Origin of the sequence: Blastococcus aurantiacus, assembly GCF_900102425.1 — a bacterium.
Taxonomy (GTDB): Bacteria; Actinomycetota; Actinomycetes; order Mycobacteriales; family Geodermatophilaceae; genus Blastococcus; species Blastococcus aurantiacus.
Map to the genome: position 1 here is coordinate 203,652 of NZ_FNBT01000009.1, position 14,170 is coordinate 217,821.

12 protein-coding genes and 1 pseudogene are annotated in these 14,170 nt (G+C 75.0%); 7 read left to right on the forward strand and 6 right to left on the reverse strand.

Going from position 1 to position 14,170, the window contains the following annotated elements:
• Nucleotides 1-4 precede the first annotated feature (4 nt).
• The 3 genes from BLS70_RS17950 to BLS70_RS17960 are packed head-to-tail and all read right to left on the reverse strand — an operon-like array spanning nucleotide 5 to nucleotide 3,523.
• Nucleotides 5-610, reverse strand: a complete 606-nt coding sequence (locus BLS70_RS17950; protein WP_091770718.1) for a class I SAM-dependent methyltransferase — start codon at nucleotides 608-610, stop codon at nucleotides 5-7.
• 10 nt (nucleotides 611-620) lie between these two features.
• Nucleotides 621-2,183 carry an FAD-binding oxidoreductase gene (locus BLS70_RS17955; protein WP_091770720.1) on the reverse strand — a complete coding sequence of 521 codons (1,563 nt, stop codon included), beginning with the start codon at nucleotides 2,181-2,183 and terminating at the stop codon, nucleotides 621-623.
• Nucleotides 2,180-3,523, reverse strand: a complete 1,344-nt coding sequence (locus BLS70_RS17960; protein WP_091770833.1) for a DNA polymerase IV — start codon at nucleotides 3,521-3,523, stop codon at nucleotides 2,180-2,182. The genes BLS70_RS17955 and BLS70_RS17960 overlap by 4 nt, the downstream gene beginning before the upstream one ends.
• A gap of 103 nt (nucleotides 3,524-3,626) precedes the next feature.
• Between BLS70_RS17960 and BLS70_RS17965 the strand changes: the two genes are divergently transcribed.
• The 6 genes from BLS70_RS17965 to BLS70_RS21425 all read left to right on the forward strand — a co-directional run bounded on the left by BLS70_RS17965 (nucleotide 3,627) and on the right by BLS70_RS21425 (nucleotide 9,324).
• Nucleotides 3,627-4,229, forward strand: coding sequence for a TasA family protein (locus BLS70_RS17965; RefSeq protein WP_091770722.1), 603 nt, complete (start codon nucleotides 3,627-3,629; stop codon nucleotides 4,227-4,229).
• A complete protein-coding gene (locus BLS70_RS17970) occupies nucleotides 4,226-5,617 on the forward strand; it encodes a LamG-like jellyroll fold domain-containing protein (protein ID WP_091770724.1) in 1,392 nt (463 codons plus the stop codon). Before BLS70_RS17965 ends, BLS70_RS17970 begins: the two co-directional genes overlap by 4 nt.
• A gap of 55 nt (nucleotides 5,618-5,672) precedes the next feature.
• Nucleotides 5,673-6,605: a DUF5996 family protein gene (locus tag BLS70_RS17975; protein ID WP_091770726.1), complete on the forward strand. Its 933-nt coding sequence runs from the start codon at nucleotides 5,673-5,675 to the stop codon at nucleotides 6,603-6,605.
• A gap of 93 nt (nucleotides 6,606-6,698) precedes the next feature.
• Nucleotides 6,699-7,253: an NfeD family protein gene (locus BLS70_RS17980; protein ID WP_091770728.1), complete on the forward strand. Its 555-nt coding sequence runs from the start codon at nucleotides 6,699-6,701 to the stop codon at nucleotides 7,251-7,253.
• The gene (locus BLS70_RS21420) at nucleotides 7,250-8,794 is read left to right on the forward strand and encodes a flotillin family protein (RefSeq protein WP_091770730.1); all 1,545 of its coding nucleotides are present in this window, start codon (nucleotides 7,250-7,252) and stop codon (nucleotides 8,792-8,794) included. Before BLS70_RS17980 ends, BLS70_RS21420 begins: the two co-directional genes overlap by 4 nt.
• Nucleotides 8,795-8,829: 35 nt before the next feature.
• Nucleotides 8,830-9,324, forward strand: coding sequence for a hypothetical protein (locus BLS70_RS21425; RefSeq protein ID WP_091770732.1), 495 nt, complete (start codon nucleotides 8,830-8,832; stop codon nucleotides 9,322-9,324).
• 144 nt (nucleotides 9,325-9,468) lie between these two features.
• Here the strand turns inward: BLS70_RS21425 and BLS70_RS21670 are convergent.
• From BLS70_RS21670 to BLS70_RS18005, 3 genes and pseudogenes are all read right to left on the reverse strand, one after another.
• Nucleotides 9,469-10,371 (reverse strand): annotated as a pseudogene (locus tag BLS70_RS21670) (DUF3626 domain-containing protein); the annotation flags it as partial.
• Nucleotides 10,263-11,024 (reverse strand): group II truncated hemoglobin, encoded by a 762-nt coding sequence (locus BLS70_RS18000; RefSeq protein WP_091770734.1) that lies wholly within the window; start codon nucleotides 11,022-11,024, stop codon nucleotides 10,263-10,265. The pseudogene BLS70_RS21670 and the gene BLS70_RS18000, both read right to left, overlap by 109 nt.
• 70 nt (nucleotides 11,025-11,094) lie before the next feature.
• A complete protein-coding gene (locus BLS70_RS18005; RefSeq protein ID WP_091770736.1) occupies nucleotides 11,095-12,867 on the reverse strand; it encodes a DEAD/DEAH box helicase in 1,773 nt (590 codons plus the stop codon).
• Nucleotides 12,868-13,034: 167 nt separating this feature from the next.
• Here BLS70_RS18005 and BLS70_RS18010 point away from each other — a divergent pair, with 167 nt between their 5' ends.
• Entirely contained in the window at nucleotides 13,035-14,123 is a 1,089-nt protein-coding gene (locus BLS70_RS18010) for a DUF3152 domain-containing protein (RefSeq protein ID WP_176946477.1), read from the forward strand.
• Nucleotides 14,124-14,170 lie beyond the last annotated feature (47 nt).

The following is a 14,170-nucleotide window of genomic DNA, read 5'->3' on the forward strand; positions in this document are numbered from 1 at the left end:
GGGGTCAGGCCGGGCGCAGCACCGCGACGAGGAAGTCGGCGTCCGGGGTGAGCGGCCGCAGGTCCCAGGTGGACAGCAGCAGGTCCTCGGCCCAGCCCACGGCGCGGGCGTCGGCCAGGAAGTCGTCGAACTCGTAGCCCCGGCCGGCTCCGAAGCCGATGGCCGCGCGGCCCTCGGGCGCGAGGTGTGCCCGCATCCGCCGCAGCACCTCCCGCCGGGTGCTCACGGCGAGGAAGGCCATGACGTTGCCGGCGCACACGATGGCGTCGAAGGGCTCGGCGATGCCGTGGGCCGGCAGGTCGAGCTCGGCCAGGTCGCCGACCAGCCAGCGCGGGCCGGGGTGGTCCTCCTCGGCCGCGGCGATCAGCACCGGGTCGGCGTCCACCCCGACCACCTGGTGCCCGACCCCGTGCAGGTACGCGCCCACCCTGCCCGGACCGCAGCCGGCGTCCAGCACGCGGGACCCGCGCGGCAGCATCGCGTCGACCAGCCGGGCCTCGCCCACGAGGTCCATGCCCTGCTCGGCGAGCGTGCGGAAGCGCTGCACGTAGGCGGCCGAGTGGTCCGGGTCCTCCTCGGTCATGCGCATCCAGGCGCTCTGCTCGGTCACCCCCGCAGTTCTACACGGGGTCGACGAGCACGCCCGGGTTGAGCACCCCGGCCGGATCGAGCGCGGCCTTGGCGGCCCGCAGGGCGACGGCGAACGGCTCGGGGCGCTGCCGGTCGTAGCCGGGACGGTGGTCGCGGCCGACGGCGTGGTGATGCGTCACGGTGGCGCGCAGCCGCGTGAGCACCTCCATCGCGGCGGTCTTCACGTCGTCCCACATGGCCACCTCCGAGCCGGGCCGCCCTACCCCCACCACCGTGAAGTAGGGCGCCGGCCCGTCGGGGTAGACGTGCGTGAACCGGCAGTTCACCAGCCCAGGGGCGCCGGTGACCTCGCGCACCGCGGTGCCCACCTCTGCCTGCACCGTCGCGTACAGCTCGTCCACGCGGTCCCACGTGGTCGCCGTCTCGAAGGTCTCGACGACCGCGCTCATGCGGGCCAGCCCGTCGCGGCCGTAGGGTGCACGCAGGAAGGACGAGCGCCACGCGTCGGCGGCGGCGTCCCGGGGGCCGTCCCGTCGGGGAGCCACCACGCCGCCGCAGTCGCGGGCCAGCGTGGTGAGTTCCTCGAGTCGGCTCTCGACCGGGTGCGCCGCCGATTCGACGCCCAGCACGAGCACGCAGCCACCTGACGTCGAGGCGCCCGAGGTGGCCGCCTCGCCGGCGTCCAGGAGGCGGCAGTTCGCGGGGTGCAGCCCGGCCTGCGCGATCGCGCGGACGGCGCCGATCGCGGTCGTCATGTCGGCGAAGGTCACCGACGCCGAGGCCTTGGAGCGGGGCCGGTCCTGCAGGCGCATCCACGCCTCGGTGATGACGCCGAGCGTGCCCTCCGAGCCCAGGAACATGCGGTCCGGTGAGGGGCCCGCACCCGAGCCCGGCAGCCGCCAGGACTCGCTGATGCCGACCGGCGTGACGACGCGCATCGACTCGACCAGGTCGTCGATGTGGGTGAGCAGCGTGGCGTAGTGCCCCCCGGCGCGCGTGGCCAGCCAGCCGCCGAGCGTGGAGAACTCGAAGCTCTGCGGGTAGTGGCGCAGCGTCAGGCCGTGCGGGCGCAGCTGGTCCTCCAGCACGGGCCCGAGCGCGCCGCCCTGGATCCGCGCCGCCCGGCTGGTGCGGTCGATCTCCAGCACCCGGTCCAGGGCGGTGAGATCCATGGAGATCCAGGGCCGGTCGCCGCGGTACTCGACGCCGCCCACCACCGAGCTGCCGCCGCCGAAGGGCACGACCACGACGCCGGCCGAGGACGCCCAGTCGAGGAGGCGCACCACGTCGTCCTCGTCCGCCGGGTGGGCGACGGCGTCCGGAGCACCCGGCAGCTCGCCGGACAGCGCACGGACGACGTCCCGGTAGGCCTTGCCGTAGGCGTGGCGGGCCCGGTCGGCGGGGTCGGTCGTCACCGGGAGCCCGTCAGGGGCGGCCACCCGCGAGGTGGGCAGGACGACGTCGGCCAGGTCCGGAACCGGTCGCGGCCGGTCGGGCAGCCCCGGCAGCACCGCGGCGCGCGCGATGCACTCCTCGTCGCTCAGAGCGTGGTCGGTGGTCCCCCACCCCCACCACGAGCGCTCGGGCGTCATGCAGGTGGCCTCCAGTCGGGCGGGTCGGCGGCCTGCAGCAGCGGGTCGTCCGCCGCGAGTGTGCGCACCGGCCCGGGCGCGGTCAACGGCCCCTCGAAGCGCACCGTGACCCGGCCCAGCCCCCGCCCCCACACCCACCCGGCGCCCAGCTCCTCGTGCCGCACGTCCTGTCCCGGCCACCAGCGCTTGTCCGCCGGGAGCGGCGGCTCCGGAGGTGTCTCGTCGGCGACGGACTCCTCGGTGGCGGACACCGCCGAGCCGTCGTCCTCCTCGGCGAACAGGTCGCCCTGCGCGTAGAGCGACAAGCCGGAGACACCGACGCCGAGCAGCCGCAGACCGCCCTCGGCGCCGGCGTCGGCGAGCAGCCGGCGGGCGATCGCCGCGATCTGGCGGGCGTCGTCGGTGGGCTGGGGGAGCGTCTGCGAGCGGGTGAGGGTGGTGAAGTCGTAACGGCGCAGCTTGAGCGTCACGGTGCGGCCGGAGAATGCCGAGTCCCGCAGCCGCTTGCCCACGCGGGTGGCCATCGAGTCGATCTCCCGGCCGAGGACGGCGAGGTCGGTGAGGTCGCGCTCGAAGGTCTCCTCGTGCGAGACGGACTTCGCTTCGCGGTCGGGCACGACGGCGCGGTCGTCCTCGGCGCGGGCCAGCGCGTACAGCCCTGCGCCGTGCGCCCGGCCCGCCAGCGCGACCAGGTCGGCCAGCGACTTGGCGGCCAGGTCGCCCACGGTCTTCACGCCCACCTGGTGCAGCCGCTCCGCCGTCGCCGGCCCCACGCCGCCCAGCGTGGTCACCGGCAGGGGGTGCAGCAGGTCCAGTTCCGCCCCGGGCGGGACGACGACCAGCCCGTCGGGCTTCTGCAGCTCCGAGCCGATCTTCGCCATCAGCTTGGACGAGCCGATGCCCACCGAGCCGGTGACTCCCCCGGTGGCCGCGGCGATGCGGGCCTTGAGGGACAGACCGAGTTCCGTCACACCCTCGACCGAGAGGTCGTGCCCCCCGGCGGCGAGGTCGACGTAGGCCTCGTCGATCGACACCGGCTCGACCAGCGGGGACAGCTCGCGCAGCAGCCCCATCACGACGTCGGAGGTCCGGCGGTAGGCGGCGAACCGGCCCCCGAGGAACGCCGTCCCGGACGGGCAGCGGCGCCGGGCCTCGGCCGTGGACATGGCGGAGCGGGCACCGTAGGCGCGCGCCTCGTAGGACGCAGTGGCGACGACGCCGCGCCCGCCGACCCCACCGACGACGACGGGCCGGCCGCGCAGGGAGGGCTTGTCCCGCTGCTCCACCGCCGCGAAGAACGCATCGAGGTCGAGGTGCAGCACGCTGGCCTCCCGACGCATGCCCACGATGATCCCTGGTCGTGGGCCGGCGCCTCTCCCCCATCCGGGTGCATCGACTACGCAGAGTCTCCTAGCGAACACGTTGAGTCCCTAGCCTGTCCGTGTGACCCCTGAGCGCAGCGCTGCGCGGCCCGGTCGCCGTGCGCGGCGCCTGGGTCTGGCGGCGTGCGTACTGGTCGCCGTCGTCGGGTCGTCGCTGGTCGTCTGGCAGTCGGCCTACGCCACGTTCGCCGACTCGGCGGGCCCGGTGACCGCGACCGCGAGCACCGGCACGCTCACCCTCGGGGACGACGACGCGGGGAGCACGCTGTTCGGCGTCTCCGACATCAAGCCCGGGGACAACGGCACACGGTGCATCCGCGTCACGGCGAACGGGACGGCGCCGGCGACCGTGCGCATGTACGGCACGGGACGCTCCAGCAGCGCCGGCCTCGCGGCGGCCATGACGCTCACCGTGCACCTGGGCACGGGCGGGTCGGCGGCCTCCTGCAACGGCTTCTCCAGTTCCGCCCTCCTCCACAACGGCTCGCTCGCCGCCTTCACCGCCGAGGGTTTCGCGGCCGGGCTGGGCAGCTGGACCGCTCCGGGCAGGGTCGCCACGGCCCGCACCTACCGGATCGCCTGGTCCCTGCCGTCCTCCGCGCCGCTGTCGGCCGAGGGCGGCTCCGCGGCGGTCTCCTTCGTGTGGGAGGCGCAGACCCGATGACCGGCTTCACCTCGTGGCGGCGGGGCTGGACCGCGTTCGTGGTCAGCGTCGTCGCCCGCAGCGTCCTCGGCCTGCTCCTGCTCCTGATGACCGCCGCCACCGTGCCGGCCCTCGCCGGCTGGGAGACCAGCGTGGTCATGTCCGGGTCGATGGCGCCGGCGCTGCAGGCCGGCGATGTCGTCGTCGTCCGGCCGGTCGACGCCGAGGATCTGGCCGTCGGCACGATCCTGCTGGTCGACGACCCGGATGCGCCCGGGATGCTGCGCCTGCACCGCCTCGAGCAGGTGGAGGCGGGCGGGCTGCGGCTGCGCGGTGACGCGAACGCCGAGGCCGATGTCGCGCTGGTCGCGCCGTCGGCGGTGCACGGTGCCGGCGTCTGGTCGGCGCCGCGGCTTGGACTGCCGGCGCTGTGGCTCGCCGAGGGACGCACGGTGCCGCTCGCGCTGACCGGAGCCGGGCTGGCCGCCTTGCTGGCCCTGGCCCTGCTGCACCGGCCCGACGACGACCGACGCGGGACCGACGGCACGCGCGCCGTGGCCCCCGCTCGCCGACGCCCCGGGCGGCGGGCCCTCGCCGTCGGCACGGCGGCGGTGGCACTGGCGGCCGGCCTGCCGCCGATCACCGGGGCCGGCGCGGTCTTCAGCGCCTCGACCGCCAACCACGCCAACTCCTTCGCCGCGGCGCCGTACTTCACGTGCACGTCCGCCGGCGCCGGCGTCGACGCGCCCGGCTACCTGCCGCTGCAGGAGACCGCCGGCCCCACCGCCACCAACGTCGGCACCGCGGGCTGGTACGCCAACGCCACCTACGCCGGCGGGATCACCTACCGCGTGAACGGGCCCACCTGCGGGGCCGGCGGGGACAAGGCCGTGCGCCTGGACGGCTCCTCGGGGCGGCTCTACACGACGGTGGCCCTGGACAACCCGCAGACGTTCACCGCCCAGCTGTGGTTCTCCACCTCGACGAACCGGGGCGGCAAGCTCGTCGGCTTCGGCAACGGCGCGAACGGCGCGGCGTCGGGCCAGTACGACCGGCACGTCTACATGCGCAACGACGGGCGCCTGACCTTCGGCGTCTACAACGGCACCCCGACCACCGTGACCAGCCCGGCCGCCTACAACAACGGCGCCTGGCACCTGGTGACGGCGACCTTCTCGCCCTCGACCGGCATGCGGCTCTACGTCAACGGCGCGCTGGTCGGCTCGGCGGCCGCGACGTCGGCCGAGCCCTACACCGGCTACTGGCGGGTCGGCTACGACTCGCTGGCCACCAGCTGGCCCAGCGCCCCGACCAGCCCCTTCTTCGGCGGCTCGGTCGCGCACGTGATGATCACGCAGAACGTGCTGAGCGCCGCGCAGATCGCCCAGCAGTACGCCGTCTCGCGCTGAGCCGGCTCCCGGGCCCCGGGACGGGCCGGCACGGCGCGGTGGGCAGACTGCCGGGATGACCGAGCAGACCTCCGCGCGCTCCTGGCCGGCGCTGCCGGTCGCCGACTGGGCCGCCACCCGCGACACGCTGCAGCTGTACACGCAGGTGATCGGCAAGGTCCGGATGGCCAACACGGGACTGTCCAACCACTGGTGGAACGTGCCGCTGTACGTCACCGCACGCGGGCTGACCACCTCGCTGGTCCCCCATCCCACCGGCCCGTCGTTCCAGATCGACCTCGACCTCGTCGCCCACCGCCTGGAGGTCTCCACCGTCGAGGGCCGCAGCGGCGGCCTGCCGCTCGGTCCGCAGGCCGTGGCCGACTTCCACGCCGACGTCATGGGGCTGCTCGAGGGGCTCGGCGTCGGGACGGAGATCTGGCCCGTGCCGGTGGAGATCCCCGGGGCCATCCCGTTCCCGGACGACCGCGACCACGCCGCCTACGACCCCGACGCCGTCCACCGCTTCTGGCTGGGGCTGGTGCAGACGACGCGGGTCCTCACCACGTTCCGCGACCGGTTCGTCGGCAAGTCCAGCCCCGTGCACCTGTTCTGGGGCGCGCTCGACCTCGCCACCACCCGCTTCTCCGGTCGGACCGCCCCCGACCACCCCGGTGGCGCGCCCAACTGCGGCCCGCACGTGATGCTCGAGGCCTACTCCCACGAGGTCAGCAGCTGCGGCTACTGGCCCGGTCCGCCCGGGGAAGAGGGCGTGTTCTACAGCTACGCCTACCCCGAGCCCGCCGGGTTCCGGGACATCACCGGCCTGCCCCAGGGCGCGCGCTGGGACGACGGCCTCGGCGAGTTCGTCCTCCCCTACGAGCTCGTCCGCACGGCCGCGGACCCCGACGCGCTGCTGCTCGCCTTCCTCCAGCGCACCTACGAGGCCGCCGCCGATCTCGCGGGCTGGGACCGGGCGGCGCTGGAGCGGGGCGGCACCGGCGGCTGACCCGGGTTGTCCACCGGCCGGGGGACGGCGTTGCCGCGGACGTACCGGAACTGGGAGGCTGCGGGCCCACGGCCGACGAGGAGGACCCACGCGGTGGCAGCGGTCTTCCTCGTCATCGGGGTGCTCGGCCTGGTCGTGCTCCTGCTCTCCCTGTTCGTGGGCGAGTTCGGTGAGCTGGGGCTCGGTGACCTGGATGCCGACGGGCCCTTCTCCGTCCCGGCCCTCGCGGCGCTGCTCGGCGGCATCGGCTTCGGCGGCGCGGCCGCGGTCAGCCTGCTGCCGGGGTCGCTGCCGGACGCCGTCACCGCACTCCTCGCCCTGGCCGTCGGCATCGGTGTCGCCGTCCCGCTGGCCTGGGGCGCGATCCGGCTCTCCCGCGCGCTGAAGGACATGCCCACCCAGCCGACGCTGACCCGGCATTCCCTCCTGGGGGCGCAGGGCGTCGTCGTCTCGGCGGTCCCCAGCCCCGGGTACGGCGAGGTCCGGCTCGCCCTCGCCGGCCAGCAGCTCAAGTTCTCCGCCCGCAGCGACGTGCCGCTCCCGACCGGGACGCCGGTCTACGTCGTCGAGGCGCTCAGCGAGACCGCAGTCGAGGTCGTCTCGACCGCGCCCGATCCCCATCCCCTGCCTGGAGGCGACACCCCGTGACGCTGGTCTACGCCATCGGCGGCATCGCCGTCCTGGTCATCCTGCTGGTCCTGCTCGTGCTGTCGCGGATCAAGGTGGCCGGCCCCAACCAGGCCTTCCTGGTCACCGGACGCCAGGGGCGGCAGGTGACGAGCGAGTCCGGCGTCGTCTCCCGCGACTCGTCCGGCCAGAAGGTGGTCATGGGCGCGAGCGTGTTCGTGCTGCCCGTCGTCCAGAAGCTGCACACGATGGACCTGTCCAGCCGCCGCATCCCGGTCGGCATCCGCGGGGCCGTGAGCAAGCAGGGCGTGAAGTGCGACCTCGAGGGCGTCGCGATCGTCAAGGTCGGCGGCACCGAGGACTCGATCCGCGCCGCCGCCCAGCGTTTCCTCAACCAGCAGGAGGGCATCGACACCTTCACCTCGGAGGTGCTCGCCGGTGCGCTCCGCTCGATCGTCGGCCGGCTGACGATCGAGGAGATCATCCGTGACCGCGCCGCGTTCGCCTCCGCGGTGGCGGAGGAGGCGGAGTCCTCGCTGACCGGTCAGGGCCTGGTGCTCGACACCTTCCAGCTGCAGGACATCCAGGCCGAGGGCTCCTACCTCGCCGACCTCGGCCGCCCCGAGGCGGCGCGCGTGCTCAAGGAGGCCTCGATCGCGGAGGCGCGCGCCCGCCAGGCCTCCCAGCAGGAGCAGCTGCTGGCCGACGAGGCGATCGCGATCTCCCAGCGGCAGCTCGCGCTCAAGCAGGCCGAGATCACCGCCGAGACCGACGCCGCCAAGGCCCGGGCCGCCGCGGCCGGTCCGCTCGCCCAGGCCGCGCAGGATCAGGCGATCCTCATGGAGCAGGAGAAGGTCGCCGAGCGGACCGCTGCGCTGACCGAGCGGCAGCTGGACACCCAGGTGCGCCGCCCGGCCGACGCGCAGCGCTACAAGGTGGAGCAGGAGGCCGAGGGCCGCAAGAACTCCGCGATCCTGACCGCCGAGGCCCAGCGCCAGGCGACGATCGCCGCCGCGGAGGCGGCCGCCCGGCAGGCGGAGCTCTCCGGTGAGGGCGAGCGGGCCCGCCGCTCGGCGCTGGCCGAGGCCGAGGCGATCGAGGGCGCCAAGCGCGGTGAGGCCGAGAAGCTGCGCCGCCAGGCCATCGCCGACGCCGTCGAACGCGAGGGTGCCGCGGAGGCGGCCGCCATCCTCGCCCGGGGTCAGGCCGAGGCCGAGTCGATGGACGCCCGCTCCGACGCCTTCGCGAAGTACGGCGAGGCGGCGATCCTGGAGATGCTGGTCAAGGTGCTGCCCGAGGTCGTCGGCGCCGCCGCCGCACCGCTCTCCGCCGTCGAGAAGATGACCGTCATCTCCACCGACGGCGCGGGCTCGCTCGGGAAGTCGGTCGCCTCCAACGTCGCGCAGGGGCTGCAGCTCTCCGGCGACCTGACCGGCATCGACGTCGCCGCGCTGCTCCGCCGGCTGAGCAGCAGTGCTGCGGCGAGCGCCGTGGACGGCGTCACGATGGTGCCCATCTCCTCCGACGGCGACGGCGCCGCCGGGAACGGCAGCCGCCCCTGAGCGCACGGGGTGTCCCCGGGCGCGGAGGAGCAGCGGTGCGCCGGCGTCGCCGGTCGGTGACCGTGCCCGTCCCCGGGCGGGACGTCGACGACGCCGTGCAGCGGCTGGCGGCGCTCGCGGCCCGTCAGCGGGTCCGCCGGCCGCGCAACCCGGGCGACCTGCGCATCCGGTTGCGCGGTGGTGGCCGCGTCCGGGTCGGCCGGTTGTCCGGCACGAACACGGTGTTCCCGGTCCTCCGGGGCCGCCTGGAGGCCCCGCCCGGAGGCGGGGTGCAGCTCACCGGGACGGTCACGGAGAACGAGGCGACCCTTCTCGTGCTGGCCGGGCAGGTGTTCGGGCTCCTGGTGAGCGTGGTGCTGCTCGCGCTCTCCGTGTCCGCCGGATCGGTGAGCGGTGGCCTCGTCACGGGCGGCCTCGCGCTGCTCTTCGTCGTCGTGGTGTGGGGACTGCAGCGGGTGCGACGGGACTTCGTCTCCGACGCCGACGCGCTCCTGAGCGCCCTCGACCGGGCTCTCGGACGCCGGCGCTAGCGCGTCGGCGCGCGACCGGTTCCGGCGGCTCCGTCGTCGGCCGGTGTCCCGAACCTGGCCACGCAGTGCCAGACGCGCTTGAGGTCCTGCGGGTCCTCCCGGCCGGCGCGGGCTGCGCGGCCGATTGACGAAGGCGTCCAGGAAGCCGTCCACCGCGATCCGGCGGCCGACCTCCACCGTGCGGGGCCCCCGGAACGTCGGATGCGCGGCGAGGGCATCCACGGTCAGCCGCCGTCCCTCGTGCCACTCGACCGGAACGCCCAGCGCCAGGGCCTGCTCCTCGACGGGCGAGCCGCGGAAGCAGGGGTCGAGCACCAGGGCCTCCACGTCCGCTGCCAGCTCGACCGGGCCGTGCACGTGCGCCTCGACGTAGTCGTCGAGCAGCCCGCCCTCCGCGGCCTCGAGCTCGTCGGTGAGCGGCCGGGCGTCGAAGCGCTCCACCAGCGGGAACAGCCCGAAGCGGTCGGCCGTCGCCAGCGCGGTCGGCTCGAACACGGAGTCCGGGAAGCAGAAGGTGGTCCGGTCCAGGACGGCTCCGGTCAGGCGCAGGTGGGCGGACCCGAACCGCGGTGCACCGCCCACCGGGCGGCGGCGGTGGTCCAAGGCCCCGTACTTCGGGCGCTCGGCGGCCGGTGCGTCGTCGTAGGCGTGGCCGAACATGCGCTGCTCCCAGCGCCACCGATCGCCTCCGGGGTGGGCGGTGAGCCCGCCGTTGCTGGTGCCGGTCTCGAACTGCGACCGGTAGCGGCCGTCGCGGGCCAGCCGTTCCAGCACGGTGGCCCCGGCCATCAGCCGGTCCGGGTGGAAGTTGAGCGTCACGCGCAGCGAGCGGTCGAGGACGTTCCCGGCAGAGGATCGCGCCACGTGCCCGACGGCCCGTCGCGCCCACGGCGTCGTCCTGCTGTCCACGCCTGCATGCTGCCGTGCGGGAGCCGTGTTCACCCCGTCCAGGGCGGTGCGACTCCCCAGCCCCACCGGGGCACCGGCGCGGATCGGACCACCTCGGCGCCCGGCCGGGAGTTGAGCAGCGCCAGCCGCGTGCCCCACTCGACGTAGCCCACGAAGGCGGCGCGGAACTCGGGATCGGCGGGGAGCCCGGCGTCGTCCAGGCTGTCGAGCAGCAGCGCGACCCATCGACGGCGCTGCGGCTCGGTGATGCCCTTGCCCAGGTGGTGGCCGAGCATCGCCGGGTAGCCGCCGCGCTCGCGCGTGTACCGGTCCGGGCCGCCGAGCACCTCGGCCCGCCACATCGCCACGTGCCGCGGGTGGTCGTCGTCCATGTGCGCGAACAGCGGGCCGATCAGGTCGTCGGCGAGCACCCGCTCGTAGAGCACCGTCGTCAGCCGCTCCAGCGCCGGCGTGCCACCGGCCCAGTCGTGCAGCGTGGGCACCGCGGCCCCGGTGCCGGTGACGGTGGTCCGGTCGTAGTGCCGCATCTCCTCGATGTCGCCCACGTAGGGGCGGATCGAAGCCAGGAAGCCCGGGACGAGGTCACCGCCCCTGAAGCCCTGCAGGTGGTCCTCCGCCGAGGTCCAGGTGATGCGCAGGACGTGGCAGGCCGGCTCGTCGACGCTGCGGCTGAGCTCGTAGTCCACGCACTGCGGCGCCCGGCCGAGCACCAGCGCGGCCCGCCCGTAGTCGGCGAGGAAGGCCTCGCGGCGGTCGTCCGGGATGCGGTTGCGGATGTACTCGACGATCACGTGGGCTCCCGGGCTCGGACGGAGGCGTCGATCAGACGCCCCCGGCCGACCCGGCCACAAGAGGATCCGGTCAGCCTTCGGTGAACGCCGTCCCGGGCAGCCAGTCGGCGTCGAGCAGCTCGGCGATCTCCTGCAGGGCGGAGGTGTCCGCGCCGGCGGTCGAACCGGTGACCGCCAGCCGCTCCACCATCACGCGCGCAACCTGCTCCTCGACCGTGTCCTCGGCGAACGCGACCAGCCACGGCGAGGTCCGGCCGTCACGGTGGGTGCGGCCGGTGACCTGGCGCGCCTGGATGCCGGAGAACCTCGGCTGGTGGAACAGCCCCACGCGCGGGAGCTCCGAGGCGTGCGCCCCGTCGGGGAGCAGCTCCCCGGCGTGCAGGCTGATCGAGGCGGTCACGGTGAACACGCACACCTGCGCCTCACCGCGCTGGAAGCGCAGCCGCTCGGCCTCGACGTCGAAGCGATCACGGCCGTAGATGCCGGCCACCTCGATCCCCGCCGCGATCAGCGCCTCGCGGATCGGGTCGGCCGCGGTCTCCACGAACTCCACCGACACCGCGACCTGCCGCTCCGCCTCCACCTGGGCCTTCACCCAGTCGACGGTGGCCTGGACGCGGATCAGCCCCGCCTTCTGCCGGAACCGCAGCAGTGCGGCGCGGCCCCGGGCGGTCTGCCGGCCGCGCCGGGCCAGCTGCATCTCGGCCCGGAACTCCGACCACTCCGCCTCGTAGGACGCCCGCTCGGCCGGCGTCAGCGCAACGGGCGCTCCGCTCACCGACACCGGGCCCCAGGGCGCGGGCCGGTGCAGCGTCGCGGGCGGGTCCGCCTCGGCCAGCCAGCCCTGCAGCGCGGCGAGGTCGGCGCGGCGCTCGTCGGCGTCCTCGGTCCACTGCCAGCCGTAGCGGCCACGTTCCACGTGGAACCCTCGCGCGGCCAGCCGCGCGGGCAGGTCCGCCCAGTCCTTGAGCGGCTCGCCGTGCTGGACGGCGAACTGCGGCGCCAGGTAGGGAAGCTCGAGGGGCGTGTGCGCCGGCGTCGCGGTGCAGGCCAGCACGTACGGTGCGTCCTTGACCCGGCCGGCGCCGGAGACGGCCTTCCAGTGCTTCCAGCGCTGGGTGGTCGTGTGCCGCACCATGTGCGCCTCGTCGGCGACGACGACGTCGAAGCGCGCACCGGTCGCCCGCTGGACCGCGGCCACCTTGCCCAGCCGGTCCCAGGTGGTGACGCACCAGCGCAGCCCGCCGTCGCCGAAGCCGGCGATCGAGCGCGACCAGTGCGGGATCGTGATCGCGGCGGGCCGGTCGGCGACCACCAGCACCCGGGTGACGTCGCGCTGCTCGGCGATCGCCTTCACGGCCAGGATCGCGGTTCCCGTCTTGCCGACGCCCGGGTCGTCGCCGAGCAGGAACACCCGGCCACCGGCCGCGGCATGGGCGGCGACGACGTCGGCGCCGTCGCACTGCTGGTCGCGCGGAGTCAGGGGACGCGCCTCCGGAAGGGGGCGCGGCGAGGCGTTGAGCTCGTCCTCGACGAAGCGCTCGAAACTGTGGGGCGGTGGGTCGTAGGGCACCAGCGCCGCCGGTAGCTCGCCGCCCACCCACACGTGCGCCTGCAGCCCCGCGTTCCAGACCGCGCCCGGCGCCGGCGCCCGGAACGGCACGGCCAGCACCCAGACGCGCTCGCCGGGCCCGGCGATCGGCAGTTCGGCGGCCGGCTTGCTGGGCTTCGCGGGCGCCCGCTTCCGCGGTGCCGCCGCCCGGGTGCGGGTCGTCGTGCGGGTCGTCGTGCGGGTCGTCGTGCTGGTGGTGTTCCGGCTGCTGCGCCGGCGTCGTCCCGGCATGCCGGTACCTCCCTCGTCCCGAGGCACGGTAGGCGCCGCCTCCGACGGATCGAGGTCGCTCGCGGGCATGTCGCGGAGCGAGCGGACGACCGTGGCCCATGTGGTTCCGCGCGGGCCGGCGCGCCGCTACGGTCCACCGCGTCACGCCCGACGGCGAGGAGCGGCCCATGCCCGGCACCTGGCGCGCAGTGCTGGTGGCCCTGGCCGCGATCGCGGCGCTGCTCGTCCCGCCCGCGCCGCAGGCCCAGGCCGCGGACCGGGTCATCACCTACTCGGTGACCTCGCAGGGCGCGGTGCGTGGCGACCTGGGCCAGTTCGCGGCGGTGGCGGCCGGCACCCTGGCCGATCCCCGGGGCTGGAGCCTCGGGGGTGCGCTCGCCTTCTCCCGCGTCGCCTCCGGCGGGGACTTCACGCTGGTCCTCGCGGCGCCGTCGGTGATCGGCCGGTTGGCCGGCTGCGACGCCTACTACAGCTGCCGCGTGGGCCGGAACGTCTACATCAACGACGACCGGTGGCGGACGGCGACCCGCACCTGGCCGCACGGGGTGCCGTACTACCAGCAGTACGTGATCACCCACGAGGTCGGCCACTGGCTGGGCCTCGGGCACTCGAACTGCCCGGCGCCCGGCCGCACCGCCGCGACCATGCAGCAGCAGTCGATCGGCCTGCAGGGCTGCCTGTCGAACATGTGGCCGCTCATCGCCGAACGGGACCGGGTGGCGCGGAACTTCGGCGTCGGCGTCCGCTGGTCGGGGGTCGAGGGCCGCTACCTGGCGCTCGGTCAGGAGCGGGGCCCTCTCGGTGCGCCCGTCACGTGGGAGCTGCCGACTCCGGACACCTGGGGGCGGATGACGCACTACGCCCGGCCGGGCGGCGCGTCGATCTACTGGCATCCCTGGACCGGGGCGCACGAGATCTACGGCGACATCCGGGCGCGCTGGGGTCAGCTGGGCTGGGAGCTCGGACCGCTGAGCTACCCCGTCACGGGCGAGCTGCCGACGCCGGACCGACGGGGCCGGTTCAACCACTTCGCCCGGGGCGACGGGGCCTCGATCTACTGGACGCCGTCGACCGGCGCGCACGAGGTCTACGGCCGGATCCGCGCGAGCTGGGCACAGCAGGGCTGGGAGCGCGGGCCGCTGGGCTACCCGGTCAGCGGCGAGTACGCGGTGCCGGGCGGGCGGAGGAGCGACTTCGAGGGCGGCTCCATCCGCTGGGACTCGGCGCGCCGGGTCGCGGAGGTCCTCCCGCGCTGACGGCGCGCCCGGGCGGACGGCGCGACGCCGGGCTGGTGGGATGGGCG

Coding starts and splice junctions, on each gene's coding strand:
- BLS70_RS17955 (WP_091770720.1), bottom strand. CDS start 2,183: ATGACGCCCGAGCGCTCGTGGTGGGGGTGGGGGACCACCGACCACGCT.
- BLS70_RS17960 (WP_091770833.1), bottom strand. CDS start 3,523: ATGCGTCGGGAGGCCAGCGTGCTGCACCTCGACCTCGATGCGTTCTTC.
- BLS70_RS17970 (WP_091770724.1), top strand. CDS start 4,226: ATGACCGGCTTCACCTCGTGGCGGCGGGGCTGGACCGCGTTCGTGGTC.
- BLS70_RS17975 (WP_091770726.1), top strand. CDS start 5,673: ATGACCGAGCAGACCTCCGCGCGCTCCTGGCCGGCGCTGCCGGTCGCC.
- BLS70_RS18005 (WP_091770736.1), bottom strand. CDS start 12,867: ATGCCGGGACGACGCCGGCGCAGCAGCCGGAACACCACCAGCACGACG.
- BLS70_RS18010 (WP_176946477.1), top strand. CDS start 13,035: ATGCCCGGCACCTGGCGCGCAGTGCTGGTGGCCCTGGCCGCGATCGCG.